Origin of the sequence: Streptomonospora alba (assembly GCF_000826685.1) — a bacterium.
Lineage (GTDB): Bacteria > Actinomycetota > Actinomycetes > Streptosporangiales > Streptosporangiaceae > Streptomonospora > Streptomonospora alba.
Genome location: NZ_JROO01000017.1, coordinates 1 through 23636 on the forward strand (window position 1 = coordinate 1; position 23636 = coordinate 23636).

The window sequence follows — 23636 nt, forward strand, 5'->3', positions numbered from 1 at the left end:
CGGGGGCCCTGCCCCCCTTTTTTCGTACCCAAGATGAATACACTCGGTTATCGGTTTGTGGCCTTGAGTGTTTCAGAGTGCAGTGCGGTGCGGGGCGGTCTCCACTCGCCCTACTCCCCCGCCGGGGATTCCAAGAAGTCCTCCCACGTCTGTCGTCCGACCGGACGACCGGCCGCGAGGTTGGCCCCGCTGCGGAAGGCCGAAGCCGTCTTTCCCGGGACCGGGATCTTCTTCACCGGCCGCCGCCGACCCCGGATCAGCTCGTAGGACTCGGCGAGGCTCTCGATCGAGCGGACTTCGGGCCCGCCCATGCCGACCGCGCGTCCCGCAGGTTCCTCGCGCGCCAGCTCCACAAGACGCTGCGCCACTTCCCCGGCGGCCACCGGCTGGAACCAGAACCCCTGCGGCACCGGAACGAACGGCAGTCGCTCCGCTTGGCTCAGCGTCCAGTCGATCAGTTCATGGAACTGCGTGGTGCGCAGGATCGTGGATGGAAGCCCGGATTCCTCGATCAGCTCCTCGACCGCGACCTTGCCCCGGTAGTAGCGCAGCGGAACATAGTCGATACCCACGATCGATATGTAGACGAAGTGCCTGATTCCGGCCTGCGCCGCCTCCGTCAGGAGATTCGCGGCCGCCGACACCTCCTCAAGCGGGGACGCGGGGGCGTGGGCGCAGTGCACGACGGTGTCGACGCCTTCCAGCGCTCGCCTCAGTCCTCGGCCCGCGGCGAGGTCGCCGGTGAACCACGTCGCTCCGTTGCCCTGTGCGGGTGCGGCCCGCCGGCTGAGGACGCGCACCTCTGTGTCCCCGCCCTCAGCAAGGCGCCGGACGATGAGGCTCCCCAGCGTCCCTGTCCCGCCTGTGACCAGTATCGGTGTCGGGTTTTTCGCCATGGCCCTGATTCTCCTCCGACGTCGCCTGACCGGGAGGACCGCCGCGCGGTCGCGCGCCTCAACGGCCCTTCCGTGTTCGCTCCTCGGCCTCCGACTAACCACCGGGCCCGCCTGAGCCAACACGGGAAGCCGTGCCGGTGCTCGTCCGCTCGGGGCCGACCGCCGGGCCGAGAGTGAGACAACAGTATGCCGCCCCCGGCCTACCCGCTGCGGGCGCCGGTGTGTGTCGGCGGGATGAAACGGGCCGAGCCGAGGCCGGTGCCTGGCATGGTTGTCGTTACGGCGACAAGTCCAGGAGGTGCTTCAGCGATGGCTGCCCCCGTGGACGACCACAGATTGCGTATCGCGCGGATGCACGCCCAGCTTCTTATGGGGCCGCCCGCGGCGACGGCCGAAGATGCGATACGCGGCGCCGCGGCGCTGCAGGCGCAGGATGCGCAGGCTCTGCGGTTGGCGGTCCGAGCCCGGACGGCGGGGCTGGTGGTCGACGACGTCCGGCGCGCGGTGGTCGAGGAGCGCTCGATCGTGCGCACCTGGGGCATGCGGGGGACCCTGCACGCGCTGCCCGCGTCCGACGCCGGCTGGATCGTCGACCTGCTGGGGCCGGTGTTCGTACGGCGGTTCCGTACTCGCCGTTCGGCTCTGGGATTGGACGACGCGTTGTGCGAACGCGCCGCATCCGCGATCCGCGACCTCCTGTCGGGCGGCGCGTGCCTGACACGCAAGGATCTGGTCGAGCAGCTGAACAGGTCGGGCACGCCCGTCCCCGACAGCGGGCAGGCGCCCGCGCACCTGGTGGCCTACGCCGCGCTGCGCGGGATCGTGTGCAGGGGACCCGACACGTCGGGCGGCGATTCCGGCGAGCCCACCTACGTTCTGATGCGCGACTGGATAGGGCCGTGGGAGCCCAGCGACACCGAATCCGCGTTGCGGAGGTTGGCGCGGCGCTACCTCTGGGCGCACGGTCCGGCGACGCTGGAGGACTTCGCGGCGTGGTCAGGGCTGCCGGCGGGCATGGCGCGCCGCGGCTGGGACCTGGTGGAGGCCGAAGCGGCCGAGGTGCCCACGCGCCGCGGTCCGGCGCGAGCGCCGCGGGAGTTCGCCGAGTCCCTCCCCGTCGCAGCTTCCACACCCGCTGTGCGGTTGGTCGGGGCGTTCGACGCCTCTCTGCTGGGTTACAAGGGGCGCGACGTCGCGGTGCCGCCGAGCCATGAGCGCCGAATAGCGCCGGGCGGCGGGATCATCCACTCGGCGGTGCTCGTCGACGGCCGCGCAGTGGCGAGATGGCGTTGGGGGCACGACCGCGACACGGTGGTGGTCGAGCCGTTCGCACCGGTGCCGAGCGAGCTGGCGGCACCACTGGAAGACGAGACCGCCGACATCGGCCGGTTCCTGGGTGCCCGCTCCTTGCGGCTGGCTCTACGCGAAGCCGTCGAGGCCGACTGAGCGGGCAGCTGATGCGGTCGGATCGACAGGGCCGCGGGCACGGCCTTCGGCACTCGCGTGCCGGGAAGGCGTCCACCGCCGGACGAAGGCGACCTCTCGGCGGACGGGGGCGGGGTGTGGCATGCGAGCACACACCTCCGCACGCGGGAGCGGGAATCGCGCCCGCGTTGCTGTGACCAGGAGTAAGGGAGTGCCGGCTGGAGCTACTCCTCTTCGGACTCCGGCCCAGTGGGGGTCTCCATCAGCTGGCGCACCAGCGCCATGAACTCTTCGTCGCTCATCGCGGCCCAGTCCACACGCTCGTTCATGGTGGGCGGATTCCCCGGATTCAAGATCAATAAGCCTGAAACGGTCTCTCCGCGGGCTAATTCCTGGTAAAGGATCGATGATCGGCGCTTGGTGTGACCTCTCGGGGAGGTCGGGACGGCGAAGGCACTCGGCTCCTCTGCGGCGACCGAGATTCCTGAAGCCGGACAGAGAGCCCCTGCGGCGTCACAGCCGGCGGTTCACCGCTCCGCGGCACTGGGGACAGCGGCAGCGCTTGTTGTACGCGGTCAGAGTGCCGTGAGGCAGATCGGGGTCCCGCTCGGCCGTAAGTGTGGCGTCGAGCTGGTCACCGAAGGTGGTGAGGATGCGTGCCGCGGAGAACACGCGTTGGGGGCTGACACCGAGATCGCGCGACGCGTCGTCGATGTGGGCGCCCTTGCGCAGCTTGGCGATCAAGCGCGAACGCGTCGGAGGAGGAAGTTCCTCCTCGGCGTTCGCGATGAGCTGCTCGGTGTCGTCGATCGGATGGCTCATTGGGTTCCTTCGCCTGTGCACGGGGTTCATGCTCCCGTCGGTCCATCTGCATCGTATGCGGTCCCCACGACAGTTCGGCGCGGGGGCGTCGCCGACCGTGACTGCGGAGTCACGTGGAATAGGTGCCTCGTCGGACGGGTTTCCCGGTTCGGGAGGAGCCGATCCGGCCGCCCCCGGACGAGGTACGCCGTACCCGGTCAGCGACAAGACGGCGTGGTTCGGAGGCGTCATGGCCTGGTTTCTGCTGGTGGTTTCCGGTCTGCTGGAGAGCGTCTGGGCGCTCGCGCTCGCCGCGTCGCACGGCTTCACGCGGTTGTGGCCGTCGCTGATCTTCGCGGTCGGTCTCGCGCTGAGCATGTCCGGCCTCGCGATCGCGCTGCGTTCGATCCCCGTGGGCACCGGATACGCCGTATGGGTGGGTATCGGCGCAGTGGGCACCGCCGTCGCGGGCATGGTGTGGTTCGGCGAGGAGGCGAGTGTCGCGCGGGGTGTCTGCCTGCTGCTGATCGTCAGCGGGATCGTCGGATTGAAGCTGCTGCACTGATCGCGTCCCCCTGCCGATCGCGCGGCTGTGCGGCGGGGTGCGCGAGGCGTGTGCGGCGAGCAGGGGACCTCGTCTTCACGCTTTCCGCTGCTCCCGACCTGCCCGGCGCATTCGGCTGTGCGCCGGGCAGGGATCCGGGCCGCACCGAATTCCGATGCCTTTTCCGAGGGCGGCGCCGACGGCGGCGGAATGCACGCTGTACTCGTTGACTCGATTCCCGCTGGTCACACGGGGCCACTCGGGAGACGCTCCGCGGGCAGGGCCGGCCAGGCAGCAAGCGCCGAATAATCCGTGGTCGGAGTCTGATTTCTAGAAACTCATTGCTAGAGGCTAGGTCGAGTGCTTCTCTGGAGCTACGTAGCCAGTACTCAGTGTGTACGGGACAGGCGCCATGACCAGCCCTACTGTTCGCCGTCGCAGGCTCTCTGCGGAATTGCGCAGGCGACGCTTCGAAGCAGGAATGACCCTCAGCGACGTCGCCGAAGTCCTCGAATGGTCCCCGGCCAAACTCGGACACATAGAGACCGGCATCCGGAAGTGGCCGTCCGTGATGGAGGTCTCCGCGCTGCTGAAGCTGTACGGCGTGACCGGCGGGCAGCGCGAGGCCATCCTCACCATGGTCCGCGAATCCCGGCTGCGGCCGTGGTGGACGGAGTACGAGGACGTGATCCCATCGGCCTACGTCGGCAACGAGGCCGGGGCCGTCGCCATCGACACCTACGGCGGGATGCTCGTCCCCGACCTGCTGCAGGTCCCCGAGTACACCGCGGCGCTGGCCCGCTCCCAAGGGCACGGCGACCACGGCACGGAGCGCATGGTCGCCGCCTTCCTCAAGCGCCAGGAGGCCCTTGAACACAGCAGCCTGGAGCGATACCAGGCGGTCGTGGACGAGGACGCACTGCGCCGCATCGGCGGCGACTCCGCCCTGCTGCACGCCCAACTGCGCCGTCTCATCGACCTGGGCCGCCGCCACGACCGCGTCGTCATACGGCTGCTGCCTACCTCGGTCGGTCCGCACGCCGGCAGCGCCGGACCCTTCACCGTCCTGGAGTTCGACGAGGGCGAGGCGTCCTTGGCCTTCGTCGAGGCGACCCACGGCGGTGGGATCGTGGAGTCCGAGGAGGGGGTCGCGGCCTGCCAGGACGTGTGGCACCGGCTGGTCGATGCGTCCAGTACGGCCGAGACGACGGTGACGACCCTCAACCGGATGGCGCTGCTGACCTGAATCCCCGGCCGCATCGGGCGGGAACGCGCCGACGGGTTGCTAGTCTGCGGGGGAGACAACCCCATAAAGTTCTCTAGTGGCGCCTTCCGCACAGCAGGCGGGGTGGTCGGCAGCAGATGGCCGTACCGCGCTCCCCGGCCGGGTGGTGGCGCGCACGTCCGATTTTCCGTATCCGAGACCAAGAAGGGGTGCACGCCATGAAGAAGATCGTTGTTCTGGTGCTGGTGGCACTCGGTGCGTTCGCCGTCTACCGCAAGATCCAGGCGGACCGTGCCGAGCTCGACCTGTGGACCGAGGCCACCGCGGGCGACGCCTAAGCGGAACCGGTCCCATCAGCCGCGACGCGTGCGCGTGTCGCCGGCTGTTTCGGCGTACCCGAAGACGTGGGCGGACGTCGTCCCCTGCGGCCCCCACGCTTCCGGGACCGAATCGCGAGTGGTGCCTCCTCCACCCGAGCGCTGCGCCGGAAAAGAGCGACCGGCACTGCCCGCCGCACGGTATGATCGACACTGATCACACCGGGGCCATAGCTCAGCTGGCAGAGCGCCGGTTTTGCATACCGGAGGTCAGGGGTTCGACTCCCCTTGGCTCCACGGTTGTTTTCGCTGCTCAAGCGAACACACGACGGCCGCCCGAGGTTCTCCTCGGGCGGCCGTCGTGTGTCTGATGCATATAGCGCGGGGCCCGTCCCGTGTTCGGGGGCCTCGGCTCGTGCGGCGGCGTTTGGGGGCTCAGCCCATCGTCTTCTGGCCGTCGAGTGATTCGCGGATGATGTCGGCGTGGCCGCAATGCTGGGCGGTCTCGCGAAGCAGGTGCAGCAGGACGTCGCGTGCGGTCCAGCCGGCGTCCTCGGGGAACCAGGGAGCCGCCGGGAGCTTGTGGGCGACTTCGAGGTCCGGCAAGGTGCGCACGTACTCTTCGGTCTGCTCCGCCGTCCGCTGGTAGTCGGCGAGGACGCTTCGCAGCGTCTCCTCACCGGCCAGGCGGAACCCCTGTGCGTGAGCCTCGAACGTGGCCGGGTCCTCGTAGTCGATCTCGCCCGCCCCGTGCTGGATGAACTCGATCCATTCCCGTTCGGTCGCGGTGACGTGCTTGATCAGGCCGGCGAGAGTCAGTTCGCTGGCGGTGGTGCGCTGTGCAGCCTGGTCGTCGTCCAGGTCCTTGACGGTGAATCGCAGAAAGTCGCGCTGCTCGGCGAGCATGCGCAGCAGTGATTCGCGTTCCGTGTCGGGCACGACCCGTTCCCTTCGTCGCGGAGGACAGGTGGCTGATACTAGGAGGCCGTCCCGGCGGAACCGGGCGGGCATCGCCGGTCTCCGCTTACACCGTCGCGGATTCCGGGGCCGCCATGGGGTCGGACGACGGGGCGACGTGCTAGACGGGCTGCACGGGGCGGGCGGGGGGAGCAGCGTCGGGAGAAGGAGCGTGACCGCGCGGAGCGGGCGTCGTGTGCGGGCGGGGGCGCAGGGCGCTGCGCGAGCACATCCGGCACGGGCACTTGTCATGCGGTGTGTTCGTCATGCTCCGATTCTCGTTCCTGCCACTGACAAGAACCTGAGTATCGGCACCCAGATACTCCCCGTGGCCGAACTCGGCCATCGCCGAGCTCAGCCGGTTCCCAGGGCGCGGACCAGGAGTTCGCGGAGCCGGGCGCGGTCGGGCTCGTCCAGTCCTTCGAGGATCTCCTTCTCGGCTTCGGCGACCAGGTGCCGGCCGCGCTCCTCGGCATCGCATCCGGATGGGGTCAGGGTGAGCAGGTAGGCCCGCCGGTCGGCCGGGCTGCGCCGCCGCTCGACCAGCCCTCCGTCGTCGAGACCGTCGACCACGCTGACGACGGTGGTGCGGTCGATGCCCATGCGCTGCCCGAGCTCCTGCTGGGTCATCGGTCCTTCCTCGACGAGCACGCTGAGCGCGGCGTGCTGCTTCACGTTGACGTTCAGCGACGCCAGCCCCTCGCCCTCGGCCTCGAGGGCCCGGAAGTGGAGCTTCCCGAGGAGGTAACTGAGCCGGTCGAGCAGCGGCGGAGGGAACCCGGTAGCCATGGCTCGACTGTAGTCGCGGGAAATATATGTTGCTCAGATGATAATCAGTAGTACTGTTTAATTGCGTCCGGCTCGGATGAGCGTCGCCGTCGATCCGTGAAGCGAGGAAGCAGCCATGCAGCAGGTCGAGGCCGCCCGCTTCGGTGGGCCAGACGTGCTCCACGTCGTCGAGAGTCCCGATCCCGTAGTCGGCCCCGGCGAGGCGGTGATCGAGGTCGCGGCGGCCGATGTACTCATGCTGGATGTCCTCGTGCGACGCGGGTCCCCGGGGCCGTGGGACGTCCGGCCGCCCTACGTGCCGGGCGCGGGCGTCGCCGGGAATGTCGCCGCTGTCGGATCCGGGGTCGACGCCGCGTGGATCGGCCGCCGGGTCGCGGCCAAGCCGGGCCGCGCTGCTGCGGACGCGGGCTCCGGGAGCGTGGCCGACGCCGCCGAGGGGTCGGTGCCGACCGGCGGCTACGCGCCGCTGGCCGTCGCTCCTGTCGAGGCGCTGATCTCGGTTCCCGAGAACGTGGGGCTGCGCGACGCGGCCGCGCTCGTCAACGACGGCATGACCGCGATGCTGATCGCTCGTGCGGCGCGGGTCCGCGAAGGCGAGCAGGTGCTCGTGACACCGGCCGGAGGCGGCTTGGGGAGCCTGCTTGTGCAGCTCGTTCGTGCCGCGGGGGCGACAGTGATCGCCGGGGCCGGCGGCCGCCGCAAGCTCGACCTCGCGTGCCGGCTCGGGGCCCACTACGCCGTCGACTACTCCCGGGGAGAGTGGGTCGACGACGTCCGCGAAGCGACCGGCGGCACCGGGGCGGACGTCGTACTGGACGGCGTAGGCGGTGCGACGGGCGCGTCCTCGTTCGACGCCGTCGGCCGCGGCGGCCGATTCCTCGCCTACGGCGCGCCCGCCGGCGGATTCACCCGCGTCGACCGCCAGCGGGAGCGCGAGCGGGAGGTGTCGGTGCGGAACCTGCTGGAGGTGCCGATGGAGCCGGGCGACCACACGCGGCTTGCGGAGGCCGCACTTGCCGAGGCCGCCGTCGGCGGCATCACCCCGACGGTGGGGCAGACCTTCCCGCTCCGGCGGGCCCGCGATGCCCACACCGCCATCGAGGCGCGCGCGGTCGTCGGCAAGACCCTGCTGCTGCCCTGAGATCCAGGCGACCTGCTACGTGGCACCGCCCGCTCCCCGGGTGGCGAACGCCTTCCCCGGCGACCGTCCCGCCGATCCGGCGGCGCGGCCGACCGGCTCCGGGGCGCCCCCGCGTCGTCGTGTCGGTCGCCCTAGCGTCCGGCAGGGGACCGGCCGGTGCGGGCCCCGGTGCGAGCCGCCTCTCCGGCCTCAGGCAGGTGGTCCGTGCCGTGGACCAGGTAGGCGATCTCGACGGAGCAGGCGTCCCTGGGGGTGTGCACCGGGTCGTTCAGGTAGAACTCGAACCGGCCGCCCCACACCTCGCTGCTGCCTTCACCGCGGTTCATCCATGTGAGGCCCTGTCCACGGGTCCAGGACTGCAGGTGGGAATGCGCGCCGTCGATGCGCTCGGGATCGCCGGTGTGGACCAGGACCACGTAGTCGCCCGCAGGCACGGAACCGGCCACCACGCGGCCGTCACCGGGTACCGCTTCGCCGACCGGCGCGCCCACCTCCAGGATGTGCTCCCGGTCGCCGCCTCCGATCGTCCAGTAGCGGAAGAACGGTGGTCCCGCCGCTGCCACACCCGCGCCGCGCAGCCAGTCCTGGATCTCGGTGACGAGCGCGGCGGCCTTTCCCCACTCCCGCGGCGTCACCTTCGCCGGGATCGCGACATAGGGCTGCTCCGCACGCACCTCACGCCTGGGACCGCTGGTCATCGAGACTCCCCCCGGGTTCCGCCACCGCCGCCAACAGCGCACGCGGCGGCCTCACGACTGTTCCTGACAAGAACTCTCCCTGCTCGCGGCGCCGATCGCTCGGAGGCGCACGGCGGAGCGCGCCGACCGGACCGCTATCCGCGCCGATCGTCGTGAATCCCTCGCGCTCCCCGTGTCGTGTTTCCCCGTGCGGACGGACGCCGCAGCACGCGGTTGTGCACACTGCTCGGCGGCCGGGGCGAGCACCGCATAGTCTGGAAAGCCGAGTACGACATCCCCCGGCACTCTGCGAACCAGGGAAGCCTCAGGGGCTTCCCCCATATCCTGCGCGTCGCCGGCCGCGCATCATGGAGATGGGATCTACCCGCGGTGCCGCCGCCGGCGGCGGCCGAGCGTCGAGGAGTTGAGGGTGGCTGTGCACGAACCTCCGTCTCCACCGCCCGCGGGCGGAAGGTGGGACCCGGTCCCTCAGCGCCGCCGCAGCGGCGGCGGAGAACTGCGACTGACCCACGCCGACCGCGACTCCGCGGTCGAGAGCCTGCGTGAGGCCTACGCCTCCGGTCAGCTGGACGACACCGAACTCGAGGAGCGCCTCGGGCTCGCCATGAACGCCAAGTTCCCCTCCGAACTGGAGCCCTTGCTCCTGGACCTGCTGCCGGCGCAGCAGCAGGTACCCGGCCGCAGCGCCTCCGGCAAGGCGGCGGCCAAGGAGGGGCCGCGGTCGGCGTCCGACCGGCTGCACGCCTGCGCGGGCCACTTCTCCGGTTACTTCACCTTTCTCGGCCCGCTGTTGCTGCTGCTGACCAGTCGCGACGTCTCGCCGTTCGTCCGAAGGCACCTCACCGAGGCGCTGAACTACCAGATCACCATCGCGGTGGCCTCGATCGCGGGCATCGGGCTGGCCTTCCTGATCGTGCCCTTCGTGTTGTGGATGGCCATGGTGGTGGGCTGGGTCTTCCTCCCGGCGATCGCCGGGGTCACGGCCCTGCTGGGCGGCGACATGCGCTATCTCTTCACCTGGCGCCCCGTGCGCGACGGTTCCGAGGGCTCCTAGCCCCCGAGAGTGTCGGCACCGGCCCGGCGCCCGCTGAGGCGCGGACGGCCCCCGAAACGAAGGAGGCCCCGCCGCAGAGCGGCGGGGCCGGGGCCGTGTGATTCGGGGATCACCCGGTCGATCACTGGGTGACGCGACCGTTGAGGTCGCTGGCGGCCTGCTTCGCACCTGAGGCGGCGGTGTCCTTGGCCTCCTCGGCGTCTCCCTTGAGCTCGGTGCCGGTACCGGCCACCTTCTCCTTGGCGCTCTTGGCCTTGGCGGCGAGCTGGTCGCGGGTCTCGCGGACCTGGTCGCGCGCCTGGTCGAGGTTCTCCTGCCAACGGGCGTCCTGGGAGGCCTGACGCAGTCGGACCACGCCGTACAGCGCGGCGGCGCCGGCGACGGCCGCTCCGGCGAAGATGACAGTGCGCGGCACCTTCCGGCCGCCGCGGCGTGCCAGGATTCCACCGCGCTTGGCTTGGCGGGGTTCCACTCGGGTGGCCGCGTAGCTGAGGAGGTCTGCCACGCGGGGCGCGACGGTGTCCTCGACGCGATGCGCCGCGGTCTCCAGGCGAGGGGCGGTCCATCCGCGCGCCTGGTAAAGGCGCTCGGCAGCCGTTTGCCGGGCCTGGTCGGCGTAAGGGCCGAATCGATCGGACTGTTCGCGTGCGAGCTGCTGCAGTCGGGCCATTGCCGCCTCAGTCTCGAAGTCGCCCTTTTGGCGCTTCAGCGTTTTGGCCACGGTGACCTCCTTTTCTCTCAGTCTCTGTGTGCCCCTGCCCTGTCCCGGGCGACCTATGCGTGGGCGCCCGGCGACGTCGGTCACCGATCGAGTCGCATCCGGTTCCTCTGTTCGCGACAACGGGGCGTTTTTCCACGTTATCGACGTGTTATCCCAACATACTCCCGCTGGATACGCGGACCACGGATTCAACACGCAGTCCCGCCCGGCTGACCAGAGGTGGCCGCCGCGCGGTGCCTGAAACGCTGGGCCGACTGCCGACTGCCGGGGCCGCACTCCCGTAGTGGCGGATGGCGCGGGTCTGCCGCGCTCTTCGGGTGCGCGGTGTGCAGGAACGCGGTTCAGGCCACTGCGGGTAGCGTAGGCCGAGCAACTGCAGACAACGGAAAGGCACACCCAGGTGTCCGAGGTCAACGGTCAGCCCCGCGCGCGGCTGAACACCACACAGGGGACGATCGTCGTCAAGCTCTTCGCGGAGCAGGTCCCCGAGACGGTCGAGAACTTCATCGGTCTGGCCGAGGGGACGAAGCAGTGGATCGACCCCACCACCGGTAAGCCCAGCAACGCCCCGCTGTACAACGGCACGATCTTCCACCGGGTCATCGACGGCTTCATGGTCCAGGGCGGCGACCCGCTGGGCAACGGCCGCGGCGGTCCCGGGTACAAGTTCAAGGACGAGTTCGACCCCTCGCTGAAGTTCGACCGTCCCTACCTGCTGGCGATGGCCAACGCCGGCCCCAACACCAACGGCTCGCAGTTCTTCATCACGGTCGGCACCCCCGACTGGCTGAACCGCAAGCACACCATCTTCGGCGAGGTCGTCTCGGGCACCGAGATCGTCGACACGATCTCGAAGGTCTCCACGAACGCCCAGGACCGTCCGCTTGAGGACATCGCCATCAACTCCGTCGAGATCGAGCGGTCCTAGGCGGCGGCTGCACCGATGTCCTCCTCCCCCGCTGACGGCTCCGGGCCGGACGCCGCGGACGTCCCCACGTGCTACAGGCACCGCAAGCGCGAGACCTACCTGCGGTGCTCCCGGTGCGACCGCCCGATCTGCCCTGACTGCACCAACGACGCGCCGGTGGGCCAGCACTGCCCCGAGTGCGTCGCCGAGGGCAACCGGAACATGCGGCGGTCGCGCACCGTTTTCGGCGGCCGCATCGCCTCCCGGCCCACCGTCACCTGGGTGCTGCTCGCCCTGATCGGGGCGGGTTTCATCGCCCAGCTCGCACTGCCCGGGCAGCGGCTCGCCGCCGACTTCGGGATGTACGGCGAGGCGACCGTGTTCGGCGGCCAGTGGTACCGGCTGATCACTTCGGCGTTCCTGCACGGCGGGATGATGCACCTGCTGTTCAACGGGTTCGCGCTGTACATCATCGGCCAGCAGGTCGAGACCGCTCTGGGCCACGCGCGCTACACCGCGCTGTGGGTGCTCAGCGCGCTGGGCGGGTCGGTGCTGAGCCTGCTGCTGGCGCCGACCACGCTGTCGGTGGGCGCCTCGGGCGCGATCTTCGGGCTGTTCGGCGCCATCTTCGTGATCGGCCGCAAGCTGCGGATCGACATCCGGTTCATCGTGGGCCTGCTCGTGGTGAACCTGCTGATCACCTTCCTGGTGCCCAACATCGCCTGGGCCGGACACCTCGGCGGCCTTGCCGTCGGCCTGCTGCTGGGGGCGGCTTACGCCTACCTGCCGTTGGGCGAAAGGCGCACCGGCGCGGAGGGACAGCGTGCCCAGCAGGTCGCGCACTGGCTGGCCACCGCCGCAGTGGCGGTCCTGCTCGCGGTCGGCGCCATCGTGGGTGCGATGCTGCTCGACGCCGGCATCATCCTGCTCGGGTAGCGAACGCATGCGCATTCCGATCCCCCGGGCGCTCCGCGCCCGGGGGATGCCTGTGTCGGGGCCGAGGCCGACCAGCGCGGCGTCCGGGCTGCCCGCGCGGCCTCGCCGCGACATGCGAAAACCAGCTACCCACAGCTTGTGGATAACTCTGTGGACAACCGTCTGGCGGTTATGGGAGACCACGGCGCGGGTGCCACCGCCGAGGGAGGTGGTCACCGCGATCGCGCCGCGAGGCGAAGAAGTGGAGAGGCAGGTTTCAGCCTGCGTGGACGCTCGAAGCGTCAGTGCCAGCGTGTACCCAGGATGAGCGCGAGGATGATCCCGCCGAACCCGATGGCCAGGTTCCAGTTACCCAGGTCGCTCATGTAGGGAATCATCGAGCCGGCGATGTAGTACACCGCGATCCACACCACGCCGAGCACCATCACCGTGACCAGCGTCGGCAGCAGCCAGCGCGGGCTGACCTGAGGCTTTGCAGCCGACGGCGGCGGCGTGTAAACGGCCTTCTTCTTGCGATCGTTGCGGGACTTGGGCACGGTCGCTGCTCCAAAAACGAATCGGCCGGGAACTGATGGATCTCGGTCGTTGCCAGTCTACGCCCAATAGAGCGCTTGCGGGACGTCCGAAACGGCCGACCTACCTGCTGCCCTACCGGCGGCGATGTCGCTGACCTGCGCGAATGCGAATCCGATCACTCCAGGAGCCCGGTCGCACCCACCGCGGTCGCCGGATCCGCTCGGCCGGGGCGCGACGCCGCGGCGCGCCCCGGCCCCGGGATCAGCCCTCGTCGGGCGGCCATGGAAGCTCGGACGGCCAGCCCTCCGGAGGCTCGCCGTCGCCACCGCCCTCCGGGGGGGTCGGCGGAGTCTCCGTCGGGGACTCCTCGGTCGGCTCGTCGTCCTCGGGTTCGGTGGCCAGCCAGACGGTGACCGAGCTGTCCGGGTCGACCTCCGCACCGCCCTCGGGGTCCTGGCGGGTCACCCGCCCGGGATCCACCTCTTCGCTGGGCTCCTCTTGGAAGCTCGCGTTCAGCCCTGCGTCGCTCAGGGCGCCCTCGGCCTCTTCCCGGGTCATGTTGGACAGGTCGGGCACCTGAACCTGCTCGGGCCCGGAGGAGATGACCATGTCGATCCGGCTTCCGGGGTCGGCGGACTGACCGCCGGGCGGATCGGTGCGGACGACCTGCCCTGCGGGGTAGGAGGACGAGGCCTCCTCACTGGTGTCGCCCACCTCGAAGCCGGCGTCCTGGAGCGTTTGCGCCGCGGTGTCGCGGTCCTGCCCCACGACGTTGGGGATCTCCTCGGATCCCGGCCCGGTGGAGATGCGAAGGGTGATGTCGCTCGTGGCAGTGCGCTCCTGGCCGGCGGCCGGGTCGGTGCCGATCGCGTTGCCCTCCTCGATCTCCCCGTGGTTCTCCTCCTCGACGGAGACGTTCTCGAACCCGCGTTGCTCCAGGGCCTGCTCGGCGTCGGACTGCGACATCCCCTGCACATCGGGGATCTCGATGGTTTCGGCGGGAGACTGCATGAACAGCCACAGTGCGAAACCCAGTGCGGCCGCCACAGCGAGGCCGAGCGCGACCCACAGCGCGACGCGCTTGCCCTTGCCCTCATCGCGATCGTCGTCGTAGTAGTCGTCGTCGCCGTAGTCGTCGCGCCCGCGATCGTCCGCGGGCGGAAGCGACGACGTCGCCCCCGCGGCCGCCATGGCCATCGTGCTGGCCTCGGTCGGCATCCCCTGCAGGCCGCGCTGGATGTCCTGGCGCATCTCCTCGGCGGTCTGGTAGCGCTGCTCGCGGTCCTTGGTCATCGCGCGCAGCGTGATCTGCTCCAGCCACGCCGGGATCTCCGGGTCGGCCTGCGAAGGCGGGACCGGTTCCTCACGCACGTGCTGGTAGGCGATCGAGACGGGGGAGTCGCCTACGAAAGGGGGGCCGCCGGTCAGCAGCTCGTACAGGACGCAGCCGGTGGAGTAGATATCGCTGCGGGCGTCGACCCGCTCGCCGCGCGCCTGCTCGGGCGAAAGATACTGTGCCGTGCCGATGACCTGCGAAGTCTGGGTCATCGTCGCCTGGTTGTCGTTCATCGCGCGCGCGATGCCGAAGTCCATCACCTTGACCTCGGCCTGGCGCGTCAGCATGACGTTGGCCGGCTTGATGTCGCGGTGCACGATGCCGTTCTGGTGGCTGTACTCCAGAGCGCGCAGGATGCCGTCGGTCACCTCGGCGCAGCGCTCGGGCAGCAGTCGCCGGTCGTCGTCGAGCAGCTCCTTGAGAGTGCGCCCGTCGACGTGCTCCATGATGATGAACGGGATCGCAAGCCCGTCGACCATGTCCTCGCCGGTGTCGTAGACGGCGATGATCGAAGGATGGTTCAGCGACGCCGCCGACTGGGCCTCGCGCCGGAACCGCATCTGGAACGTGTGGTCGCGGGCCATGTCGTGGCGGAGCATCTTGACGGCCACCATGCGGTCCAACCGCAGATCACGGGCGCGGTAGACCTCGGCCATGCCGCCGCGCCCGATGAGTTGGTCGAGCTCGTAGCGACCGCCGAGTAGCCGTGGCTGAGACATGTCGTGAACTGTTCCTCGTAATCTGCGCGGGTGTGCGGGAGTCCCGCGTCGCCTGGCGAGTGTCGGATCGTCGCGTTTCCTGCGGTCAGCCTTCCCCTGTCGGGACCCCGGCGTCGTCGCCGGCGCCGCCTCCGCCGTCCCCCGATCCGGAGCCGTCGCCGCTACCGCCTCCGCCGTCCCCGGATCCGGAGTCGTCCCCGCTACCTCCGTCGCCGGATCCGGAGTCCCCGGTCTCGGTCGAGCCGGGGTCCGGCTCGGGCCCGGCGGTGGATCCGTCGTCGCCGCCGTCGGGCGGGGTCGCCGGCACCGTGGACGTCGGTTCGCTTGTATCCGGCTCGTAGTCGGTCGAGTCGTCCTCAGGCGGCGCGTAGTCCTGCGTGCCGGAGTCCGCGTCCGACGTCTCCTGCTCCGTCGCCGACGGCTGTGGTCCTGACGAACTGCTCTGCGATTCGTCGGGCTGCACGTTGCCTACTTTGTTGCCCTCCGACTCCGGCGTGCTGAACTCGCGCCCGGCCCAGACAACGCCGAGCACCAGGACGGCGGCGGCCGCCACTGCGGCGAGTACCAGGGGAAGGCTTGCCCTGCGCTGCTGAGACGAGGCCGGGCCAACACTATCGGACTCCTCCGAGCCGTCGGCGGCCCCGTGCGCATCGCCTTGCACCGGGGTGAACCGGTCGGGCGCGGTGGCCGCACCGGCGCCGGCGACCCCGGCGACCATCGTGCGCGCGGGATCGGGCAGGTCCATGGCCGTGGTTCCGCCGAGCACGGCGCCCAGGTCGGCGCGCAGCCGCTGGGCCGCGGCCGCCACTTCGCCGGCCGAGGCGGGGCGGTCCTCCGGCGACTTCTCCAGCAGCCGCTCGACGAGTGCGGCGGCCTGGACGGGAATGGTGTCGGGCAGCTGCGGCGGCGGTTCGCGGGTGTGGGCCAGCGCGAGGGCCAGGGGGGTGTCGGCGGTGAAGGGCGGCTGGCCGGCGAGGCACTCGTAGGCGACCACGCCCAACGCGTAGATGTCGGAGGCGTGTGTCGCCGCGCGGCCCGAAGCCTGCTCCGGCGAGATGTACTGGGCGGTGCCCATGACCATGCCGGTCTGCGTGAGGGTGACCGACTCGTTGCCGCGGGCGATGCCGAAGTCGGTCAGCTTCACCGTGCCGTTCTCGGTGACCAGCAGGTTACCGGGCTTGATGTCGCGGTGGACGACGTCGCGCGCATGCGCCGCCGCCAGCGCGGCCGCGGCCTGGCCGAGGATGTCCAGCGTGACGCTGGGCTCCAGGCCGTCGTTGCGCCGCAGGATGGACGACAAGGGCTCGCCCGGCACGAGTTCCATGATCAGGAACGCGTGTCCGTCCTGTTCGCCGTAGTCGTAGACCTGGGCGATGCCTGGATGGGAGAGCCCGGCGGTGATGCGCCCCTCCGTGCGGAACCGCTCGCGCGAGGTGGGCTCGGCCATCTGCGCGGGGTGCAGGAGTTTCACCGCCACCTCGCGGTTGAGCAGCGTGTCCTGGGCGCGCCACACCGTGCCCATGCCGCCGGAGCCGATCTGCTCCTGGAGCCGGTAGCGGCCGCTGAGCACTGTACCGGCCATGGCGCCCGCTCCGGGCGAGCCCGCGTCGTTTTCGCTCACTCGTTGATCACAGCTTCCATCATCTCCTTGGCGATCGGAGCGGCCAGCGTCCCGCCGCTCTCGCCGCCGTTTTCCACGACGACCGCAACGGCGACCTGCGGGTCGTCGACCGGCGCGAAGGAGATGAACCAGTTGTGTGTGGGACCGGTAGCCGTCTCGGCGGTGCCGGTCTTGCCGGCGACCTGCATCCCGGGGATGGCGCCGGCGGGGCCCGAGGCCTCGTCGCCCTCGGTGACAGCGATCATCATCTGGGTCAGATCCTCGGCGGTTCCGGAACTGATTGCTTCGGAGAAGACCTCCGGCTGGGCGGCCTTGACCTCCTCCAGGTTCGAGTTCTGCACCGAGTCGACGAGATAGGGCTTCATGACGTCGCCGCCATTGGCAACACCGGAGGCGACCATGGCCATCTGCAGCGGCGTGGACTCGATGTTGGCCTGCCCGATGCCGCTGCGGCCCAGGATATTGGGATCGGTCTCCAGGGGGGAGGAACTTTCCGTCACATCCAGCGGGATCTCCATGGGGCCCTGGTTGAAGCCGAACGCCTCAGCCTGCTCGTGCATCTTCTCCGGGCCGAGTTCCATCGCCCAGTTGGCCATCGAGGTGTTGCAGGAGATCTCGATGGAATGGGCCAGGGTATCGGGGTTCCCGTCGTTGCACGGGCCGGGCCAGGCGTTGGGCAGCGGCGCGCCCAGGTCCAGGCTCTCCGGGGCGGCCATCGTCGACTCGGGGGTGGCGCCGTTCTCCAGCGCCGCGGCGGCGGTGACGACCTTGTACGTCGACCCGGGCGGGTAGACCTCGTTGAGGCCGCGGTTGAGCAGCGGATTCTGTTCGCTCTGCTCCAGCTCGGTCCACTTCTTGGCCGCCTGCTCGGTCTCGGTGACGCTGGCGACGCTGCTGGGATCGTAGCTGGGACTGGAGTAGGAGGCCAGCACGGCGCCGGTTTCGGGGTCGAGGGCCACGGCGGCGCCGTTGTTGCCCAGCGACTCCAGACCGTCCATGGCGGCCTGCTGGGCGCCGGAGTTCAGCGTGAGGTAGACGTCGGCGCCCTCGGGCTCCTCGCCGGTGAGCATGTCGCGGAAGTTGTTGACCGCCAGCAGCTGGTTGGAGCCGTCCAGGAACGAGTTCTCGGCCCGCTCGATGCCGGTGGCCGACCCCGCGCGAAACGCCCCCACGACCGGCGCGTACATCTGGCCGTTCTTGTACTTGCGCTGGAACTGCTCGCTGTCGCCGCCGACGGGTTCGGAATAGGCGACCTCCTCGCTTCCCACGAGGATGGAGCCGCGGTGCTGGGTGAGGCTTTCGACGAACTGGCGGCGGTTGTAGGGGTGCTCCTGCAGACTCTCGGCTTGGAAGGTCTGGATCCAGGAGACGTTGAGCATCAGCACTCCGAAGAGGGCCAAGGAGAAAATCGCGAGGCGGCGGATGGGCTTGTTCATCGTGAGATCACCTGTGTCGCGCCTTCGTCCTGGATGGCCTGCGGGGCCGGCTTGCGTGCGTTGTTGCTCATCCGCATCAGCAGCGCGAGCATGACCCAGCTGGAGAGCAGGGCCGAACCGCCCTTGGCGACGAAGGGGATGGTCGCACCGGTCATCGGGATCACGCGGGTGACCCCGCCGATGACGACGAATGTCTGGAAGGCGATCAGGAACGAGATGCCGGATGCGAACATCTTGATGAAGAGTTCCTTGGAGGCCAGGGCGATGCGCATACCGCGCTCGACCAGCAGGGCCATGGCCATCAGCATCACCATGCAGCCGGCCAGGCCCAGCTCCTCGCCGAACGCGACGAAGATGAAGTCGTTCTGCACCTCGGGAACGAAGCCCGGCTTGCCGCCGCCCAGGCCGGCGCCGGTCATCCCGCCCTCGGCCATCGCGAACAGGCCCTGCACCAGCTGCTGGCTGTTACCGGCGGTCTGGCAGAAGGAGTCGGGATTGGCCATAGCCTCGTCGGTGCAGTACACGTCCGGGCGGAACGCGTCGAGCCAGGTGACCATGCGCACCCGGAAGTGCGAGACGAACGGGTAGATCAGAGCGCAGGCGCCGAAGAACGCGGTGAGCCCGATCACCAGCCAGTTGCTGCGGTGGGTGGCGACGTAGATCATCGCCAGGAAGGTGCCGAACAGCATCAGCGCCGTGCCGAGGTCGTTCATCACGATGACCAACACGATGATGCAGAAGCCCCACATGGCCGCCATCGGCGCGAGGTCGCGGGCGCGGGGCAGGTCCAGCACCTTCAGCGGTCCGATCTTGACCTGGCGCGAGGCCAGGGCGAGGACGTCGCGTTTGGTGACCATGTAGCCGGCAAGGAAGACCACCAGGGCGATCTTGGCGAACTCCGAGGGCTGCAGTGTGGTGACGCCGAGGTTGACCCACTGCCGGGCGCCGTTGACGGTCATGCCGATGCCCGGGATCAACGGCAGGAGCAGCAGCACCACAGCGGCCAGCGCCATGATGTAGGGATAGCGCTGCAGTGTGCGGGGCTCCTTGAGGAAGTAGACCAGCGCCGCGAACACCGCCATGCTGGCCGCGGTGAGGATCAGCTGGTCCTGCGCGCTGCCCTCGGAGGTGTCGCCGGTCGCCTCGAAGAGCCGCCAGAGCATCGCGATGCCGAGGCCGTTGAGCAGCGTGGCCAGCGGCAGCAGCAGGGGATCCGACCACGGCGCGAAAAAGCGGATGAAGACGTGGGCGAGTGTCGCGAGCCCGCCGAAGAGCACGCCGTAGACGAACAGGCTCGCCGGCATCTCGCCGTTGCGGGTGAGGCCGGCCTCGATCATCGCGAAGAGTGTGATCGCCACTGCGGCGAGCGTCATGACCAGCTCGGCGTTGCGCCGCTTGATGGGCGGCAGCTGGGTGGGGGCCTCGGTGGTCACCTCATTCCCCTCCCGTCGGGGTCTCGGCGGCGTCGCCGCTGACGGAGCCCTGCGCCCTGTCGTCGCCGGAGCCCTGCTGCCCGGACTCCTGGCCGTCCTGGCCGGGGTCCTGCTGGCCGGATCCGTTGGAGTCGAGCCCGCAGGACTCGGGGTCGGCCGCGCAGTCGTCTGCGGTTCCGCGCAGTTCGGCGATGCGGCCGTCGGCTTCGTCGCGGCTGTCGAGGGGGATGGTGGCGTTGACGGCGTTGCGCTGAGTCTGGGGCAGGCCGTCGAGGGGGATGTCGGTGTTTCGGATCTGCTCGGCGAGGTCGTAGCCGGCGACGTCGGTGTTGAGGCCCTGGTAGAGGGCGACGGTGGAGCCGTCCTCGGAGGGGCCGATGAAGAACTGGTTGCTCAGGTAGCGCGAGCCGAAGTAGAAGCCGGCGGCGGCGATGGCGGCGACGATGACCAGGAAGGTGACGACCATCGGCCACCATCGGCGGGTGCGTGGCCCGGAGCCGGAGCCGGAGCCGGGGGGAGCCTCCCGCGCGTCCTCCAACGGGGGGATGCGGTCCATTTCGGCGGTGTCGCCGGAGGAGCGGTTCAACCCTTGGGCGCGGCCGGCCGGGGTGTCGGGTGTCATCACCGGCTCGCGGCGCTGGTCGGCGGCGCCGGCGATCGCCGGCGCCTGGGTGGGGCCGCCCGGGTCCGTTGCGGTGTCGATGACGTCGGCGACCACGGCGGTGATGTTGTCGGGTCCGCCGCCCCGGTTGGCGAGGTCGATCAGTCGGCGCGCGGCCGCGTCGGGGTTGGCCTCGGTCTCCAGCGTCTGGCGGATGGTGTCGGTGCTGACCACCCCGGACAGGCCGTCGGAGCACAGCATGTAGCGGTCGCCCACCCGGGCTTCGCTGACGGAGATGTCGGGGTCGACCTGGCTGCGACCGTCCAGCGCGCGCAGCAGCAGGGACCGCTGCGGGTGGGTGGCGACCTCCTCCTCTGTGATCTTTCCTTCGTCGACGAGGGTCTGCACGAGGGTGTGGTCGTGGGTGATCTGCCCGAACTCCTCGCCCCGCAGCAAGTAGGCGCGGGAATCCCCGACGTGGGCCATGGCCATGCGCGCGCCCGACCAGAGCATGGCCGTTAGAGTGGTGCCCATGTTCTCCAGGCGGGGTTCGTCCTGGACCCGCTGGGCCAGCGTGGAGTTGGCGCGCTCGACGGCGTGCTGGAGGGAATCGACCATCTCGTCGGTGGAGGGGACGTCTTCGTCGAGCGCCCGCAGTGTCGAGACGGCGATGGCGCTGGCGATCTCACCGCCGGCATGACCGCCCATTCCGTCGGCGACGGCGAGGAGGTACGGGCCGGCGTAGGCGGAGTCTTCGTTGCCTTCGCGGAGGCATCCTACGTCGGAGTACGCCGCGTATCGGAGAGCGATTGTCATTTGCGCAGTTCCAGGACGGTTTTGCCGATGCGGATGGGTTGTCCGACCGAAATGGGCTGGGGGCTGGTCAGCCGCTGCTGACCGAGGTAGGTGCCGTTCGTCGACCCGAGGTCCTCGACGATCCAGCGGCCTTCGTCGGAGAAGATGCGAGCGTGGCGACCGGACGCGTAGTCGTCGTTGATGACGAGGGTGGCGTCGTTGGCGCGCCCGATGACGATCGGCTGCGAGGTGAGGTTCAGCGAGGTGCCCGCGAGCGGTCCCTTGGTCACGACCAGGGCCCGCGGTTCGTTGCGGCGCGCCTTGGGAGCGCGGGAGGGCCGCGCGGGACCGGCGGAGCGGCGCTCCTCGCTGCGTTTACTGCGCTTGGACTTGTTCTTGGCGGGGCCGAGGAGATCGGTACGGATAACGCCGACCGCCATGATCACGAACAGCCACAGCACGCAAAGGAACGTGATCCTGATCAGCATGAGGGTCAAGTCGGACATTGAACTGCTCTTCAGCCCCTGTCGTGCTCCGGCGAGGTGGCGGTCATCGGAGCCGCCACCGCGTCTAGTCGGCGTCGGACCCTACGAGATCGTGTCGGAAAAGCCGAACGAACTCAATGGAAGGGGATCCTAGGGGTCGTCGCCGGATGATTCGGTCGCCGCCTGATCTTGTGACCGAAGGCGGCGCTCGGATGGAATGTCGCTGTACGTCTTATGTGACGCGGTGAAAGCGGCTCTGGTTGTAGCGGGTGTCCGGGCAGGGGAAGCCCGGCCGTGGAGGTCAGTCGCGGCGGAAGGTCATGGTGGTGCGGCCCAGGCTGATGCGGCTGCCGTCGACCAGGCGCGCACGCTGGACCTGCTCGCCGTTGACGAACGTGCCGTTGGTCGAGCCGAGGTCGACGAGGACCGCCTCGGCGTCCTCTACACGGACCTCGGCGTGGTGGCGCGAAACGCCGTTGTCCACCAGTCGCAGGTGGCAGTCGGTGCCCCGGCCGAGCAGAGTCACCTGAGTGTTGAGAACGAAGGACTGCTGCATGCCCTGGCCGGCCGTCGAACCCTCGGTGGGCGCGCCACCGGGCGAGATCAGCAGGCGGGGGTGCCCTTGGACGTCGGCGGAGCTGCGCGGCTGGTCGCTGACCGGTTGGCGGATCTCGCCGCTTTCCACGGTGGAGCCGCGGATCACCCCGGAGCGGATGCGGAAGCGGCCGATCTGCAGGTCGGCCTCTGACTTGAAGTGTACGCGCACGGGGCCGACGAAGGAGTATCCCTGCTCGGTCGCGTAGTCGCGCGCGAGCTTGGCCAGTTCCTGGCCGATGGTGTCGGCCAGGGCGTTCATCTGTTCGGCGTCCTCGCTGGAAAGCTCCACGACGAAGTCGTTCGGCACCAGGGTGCGCCCCTGCGCGACGATGGCGGCGCGCTCGTCCATCTCGCGCTGGACGGCGCTGGCGATCTCGACCGGTTCGAGCTTCGACTTGAAGGCCCGCGCGAAGGTGCCTTCGATCATGCCTCCAAGCCTGCGCTCGAAGCGTTGGAGCACTCCCACGAGGTACCTCCCTTACTCCACTCCGGATGTACTCACGATCGTAACCGGGTAATCGCCCCCTTGAACTCACGCGCGCCCGCCGGTGGCGATCCGGCGGGAACCGCGGTCCGCCGCTTAGCGGAGTGGAGCACTGCGGTGCTGGCGGAAGCGTGCACAGACCACCCGATGTCCGTGCTAATCTGGTCTCTGTCGCCGGGAAGAGGCGAGTACGCCCCCCAGGGGCGGCAGCGAGATCCCGGCGAACCCACTGTATATGTGTGCAACCATATACGTGCTCACTCGGGCGGGTGGCGGAACGGTAGACGCGCACGGTTCAGGTCCGTGTGTCCGAAAGGATGTGAGGGTTCAAATCCCTCCTCGCCCACCAGTAGACGGGCCCTGCCGCACCAAGCGGCGGGGCCCGTTTCTTCGTGTCGCCGTCCCGATGTCCCGACGTGCCTCCGTATCGCCTTGTCGATTCGCAGATCCGTCGACTCGTGGACTCGTCGGCTCCGCCTCGTCGGCGGCCGGATGCGGCCGGTGCGCGGTGCCGTGGAAAATCCCCCGGCCCGCCCGCGTCCCCGCGCCGAAGCGCGTGCGAGACTGCCGCTGTGAGTTTGAGTGAGCGACTGCACACCGCCGGGCGTCCGCTGGTCGAGGAACAGCTCGCCCACCCCACCGTCGCCGGCATCGCCTCCGGCGACCTGGACGAGCGCGTGTTCGCCTCGTGGCTCGAGCAGGACTACCTCTACCTGCTCGACTACGTCCGCGTCTTCGCCCGCCTGGCCTGGCAGGCCCCGCCGGCGCACCTGGCGTCGCTGGTCGATCTGGCCCATGCCACGCTGCACGAGGAGCTCGAACTGCACCGCTCGCTGTCGGCGGAGTTCGGTGCCGATTTGGGCGGCGCTGTCAAAGGCCCGGCGTGCGCGGCTTACACGTCATGGCTGCTGGAGTCCGCGGCCGACTACGGCGAAGGGCTCGCGGCCGTCTACCCCTGCATGTGGGGCTACTCCTCGTTGGGCGCCGAGCTGGCCGGGGCCGCACCGCCCGATGCGCGCTACCGGCGCTGGATCGAGACCTACTCCGATCCGGACTTCGCCGAGCTGACCCGGCACGTGGCCCGGATGCTGGACGAGGCCGACGTGGACCCCGAGCGGGCCGAGGAGCTGTTCCTGCAGGGGATGCGCTACGAAGTGGACTTCTGGACCGTGCCCGGGTGAGCCCGGGAGCGCGCGGCGAGC

23 protein-coding genes, 2 tRNA genes and 1 riboswitch are annotated in these 23636 nt (G+C 69.6%); of the genes, 11 read left to right on the forward strand and 14 right to left on the reverse strand.

From position 1 onward, the window contains the following. Window positions 1-110: 110 nt before the first annotated feature. Window positions 111-896, reverse strand: coding sequence for an SDR family oxidoreductase (locus tag LP52_RS09700; protein WP_040272624.1), 786 nt, complete (start codon window positions 894-896; stop codon window positions 111-113). A gap of 309 nt (window positions 897-1205) precedes the next feature. Here LP52_RS09700 and LP52_RS09705 point away from each other — a divergent pair, with 309 nt between their 5' ends. Then, a complete protein-coding gene (locus LP52_RS09705) occupies window positions 1206-2342 on the forward strand; it encodes a winged helix DNA-binding domain-containing protein (RefSeq protein ID WP_040272626.1) in 1137 nt (378 codons plus the stop codon). Window positions 2343-2834: 492 nt separating this feature from the next. Here the strand turns inward: LP52_RS09705 and LP52_RS09715 are convergent, their stop codons facing one another. Further along, complete coding sequence (locus LP52_RS09715) at window positions 2835-3143, reverse strand: hypothetical protein (RefSeq protein WP_040272629.1); 309 nt, start codon at window positions 3141-3143, stop codon at window positions 2835-2837. Window positions 3144-3295: 152 nt separating this feature from the next. Continuing rightward, window positions 3296-3361, forward strand: a riboswitch (guanidine-III (ykkC-III) riboswitch). 11 nt (window positions 3362-3372) lie between these two features. On the opposite strand from LP52_RS09715, the gene LP52_RS09720 reads away from it, so the two are divergent. The 4 genes from LP52_RS09720 (at window position 3373) to LP52_RS09730 (ending at window position 5505) form a co-directional block, all read left to right on the forward strand. Beyond that, window positions 3373-3687, forward strand: a complete 315-nt coding sequence (locus LP52_RS09720) for a DMT family transporter (protein ID WP_040272631.1) — start codon at window positions 3373-3375, stop codon at window positions 3685-3687. A gap of 460 nt (window positions 3688-4147) precedes the next feature. Continuing rightward, window positions 4148-4912: a helix-turn-helix domain-containing protein gene (locus LP52_RS09725; RefSeq protein WP_040272632.1), complete on the forward strand. Its 765-nt coding sequence runs from the start codon at window positions 4148-4150 to the stop codon at window positions 4910-4912. A 197-nt stretch (window positions 4913-5109) separates the two neighbouring features. Beyond that, window positions 5110-5229: a DLW-39 family protein gene (locus LP52_RS28330; RefSeq protein ID WP_221457558.1), complete on the forward strand. Its 120-nt coding sequence runs from the start codon at window positions 5110-5112 to the stop codon at window positions 5227-5229. A gap of 203 nt (window positions 5230-5432) precedes the next feature. After that, window positions 5433-5505 (forward strand) — tRNA-Ala (locus tag LP52_RS09730). 138 nt (window positions 5506-5643) lie between these two features. Here the strand turns inward: LP52_RS09730 and LP52_RS09735 are convergent. Both LP52_RS09735 and LP52_RS09740 read right to left on the reverse strand, forming a co-directional pair. Beyond that, window positions 5644-6114: a DinB family protein gene (locus LP52_RS09735; RefSeq protein WP_052809682.1), complete on the reverse strand. Its 471-nt coding sequence runs from the start codon at window positions 6112-6114 to the stop codon at window positions 5644-5646. A 405-nt stretch (window positions 6115-6519) separates the two neighbouring features. Beyond that, entirely contained in the window at window positions 6520-6954 is a 435-nt protein-coding gene (locus tag LP52_RS09740; RefSeq protein WP_040272635.1) for a MarR family winged helix-turn-helix transcriptional regulator, read from the reverse strand. Between the two features lie 115 nt (window positions 6955-7069). Here LP52_RS09740 and LP52_RS09745 point away from each other — a divergent pair, with 115 nt between their 5' ends. Beyond that, entirely contained in the window at window positions 7070-8095 is a 1026-nt protein-coding gene (locus LP52_RS09745) for a zinc-binding dehydrogenase (RefSeq protein WP_040272637.1), read from the forward strand. 131 nt (window positions 8096-8226) lie between these two features. On the opposite strand, the gene LP52_RS09750 is transcribed toward LP52_RS09745, so the two are convergent. Beyond that, entirely contained in the window at window positions 8227-8793 is a 567-nt protein-coding gene (locus LP52_RS09750) for a GyrI-like domain-containing protein (RefSeq protein ID WP_052809666.1), read from the reverse strand. Window positions 8794-9202: 409 nt separating this feature from the next. Between LP52_RS09750 and LP52_RS09755 the strand changes: the two genes are divergently transcribed. After that, window positions 9203-9847: a DUF1707 and DUF4870 domain-containing protein gene (locus LP52_RS09755; protein WP_157036292.1), complete on the forward strand. Its 645-nt coding sequence runs from the start codon at window positions 9203-9205 to the stop codon at window positions 9845-9847. A gap of 121 nt (window positions 9848-9968) precedes the next feature. Here LP52_RS09755 and LP52_RS09760 read toward each other — a convergent pair whose 3' ends face one another. Further along, window positions 9969-10568 carry a hypothetical protein gene (locus tag LP52_RS09760; RefSeq protein ID WP_040272639.1) on the reverse strand — a complete coding sequence of 200 codons (600 nt, stop codon included), beginning with the start codon at window positions 10566-10568 and terminating at the stop codon, window positions 9969-9971. A 400-nt stretch (window positions 10569-10968) separates the two neighbouring features. On the opposite strand from LP52_RS09760, the gene LP52_RS09765 reads away from it, so the two are divergent. Both LP52_RS09765 and LP52_RS09770 read left to right on the forward strand, forming a co-directional pair. Further along, window positions 10969-11496: a peptidylprolyl isomerase gene (locus LP52_RS09765; RefSeq protein ID WP_040272640.1), complete on the forward strand. Its 528-nt coding sequence runs from the start codon at window positions 10969-10971 to the stop codon at window positions 11494-11496. A 15-nt stretch (window positions 11497-11511) separates the two neighbouring features. After that, entirely contained in the window at window positions 11512-12411 is a 900-nt protein-coding gene (locus tag LP52_RS09770; protein WP_040272642.1) for a rhomboid family intramembrane serine protease, read from the forward strand. Between the two features lie 281 nt (window positions 12412-12692). Here the strand turns inward: LP52_RS09770 and LP52_RS09775 are convergent, their stop codons facing one another. The 8 genes from LP52_RS09775 to LP52_RS09810 form a co-directional block, all read right to left on the reverse strand. Next, window positions 12693-12947, reverse strand: coding sequence for a cell division protein CrgA (locus tag LP52_RS09775; protein WP_040272644.1), 255 nt, complete (start codon window positions 12945-12947; stop codon window positions 12693-12695). 241 nt (window positions 12948-13188) lie between these two features. After that, window positions 13189-14982, reverse strand: coding sequence for a Stk1 family PASTA domain-containing Ser/Thr kinase (gene pknB, locus LP52_RS09780; RefSeq protein ID WP_040272645.1), 1794 nt, complete (start codon window positions 14980-14982; stop codon window positions 13189-13191). An 85-nt stretch (window positions 14983-15067) separates the two neighbouring features. After that, entirely contained in the window at window positions 15068-16603 is a 1536-nt protein-coding gene (locus LP52_RS09785; RefSeq protein ID WP_040272646.1) for a serine/threonine-protein kinase, read from the reverse strand. Continuing rightward, entirely contained in the window at window positions 16600-18039 is a 1440-nt protein-coding gene (locus tag LP52_RS09790) for a peptidoglycan D,D-transpeptidase FtsI family protein (RefSeq protein ID WP_040272648.1), read from the reverse strand. The genes LP52_RS09785 and LP52_RS09790 overlap by 4 nt, the downstream gene beginning before the upstream one ends. Then, window positions 18036-19412: an FtsW/RodA/SpoVE family cell cycle protein gene (locus LP52_RS09795; protein ID WP_084723092.1), complete on the reverse strand. Its 1377-nt coding sequence runs from the start codon at window positions 19410-19412 to the stop codon at window positions 18036-18038. The genes LP52_RS09790 and LP52_RS09795 overlap by 4 nt, the downstream gene beginning before the upstream one ends. Before the next feature lie 61 nt (window positions 19413-19473). Continuing rightward, entirely contained in the window at window positions 19474-20889 is a 1416-nt protein-coding gene (locus tag LP52_RS09800; RefSeq protein ID WP_040272651.1) for a Stp1/IreP family PP2C-type Ser/Thr phosphatase, read from the reverse strand. Continuing rightward, a complete protein-coding gene (locus tag LP52_RS09805) occupies window positions 20886-21374 on the reverse strand; it encodes an FHA domain-containing protein FhaB/FipA (RefSeq protein WP_040272653.1) in 489 nt (162 codons plus the stop codon). The genes LP52_RS09800 and LP52_RS09805 overlap by 4 nt, the downstream gene beginning before the upstream one ends. A 280-nt stretch (window positions 21375-21654) precedes the next feature. After that, window positions 21655-22416, reverse strand: a complete 762-nt coding sequence (locus LP52_RS09810) for an FhaA domain-containing protein (RefSeq protein ID WP_274518797.1) — start codon at window positions 22414-22416, stop codon at window positions 21655-21657. A gap of 281 nt (window positions 22417-22697) precedes the next feature. Between LP52_RS09810 and LP52_RS09815 the strand changes: the two genes are divergently transcribed. Together LP52_RS09815 and LP52_RS09820 are read left to right on the forward strand one after the other, a co-directional pair. Then, window positions 22698-22783, forward strand: a tRNA-Leu gene (locus LP52_RS09815). Between the two features lie 223 nt (window positions 22784-23006). Beyond that, window positions 23007-23615, forward strand: a complete 609-nt coding sequence (locus tag LP52_RS09820) for a TenA family protein (protein WP_040272654.1) — start codon at window positions 23007-23009, stop codon at window positions 23613-23615. Window positions 23616-23636: the final 21 nt, after the last annotated feature.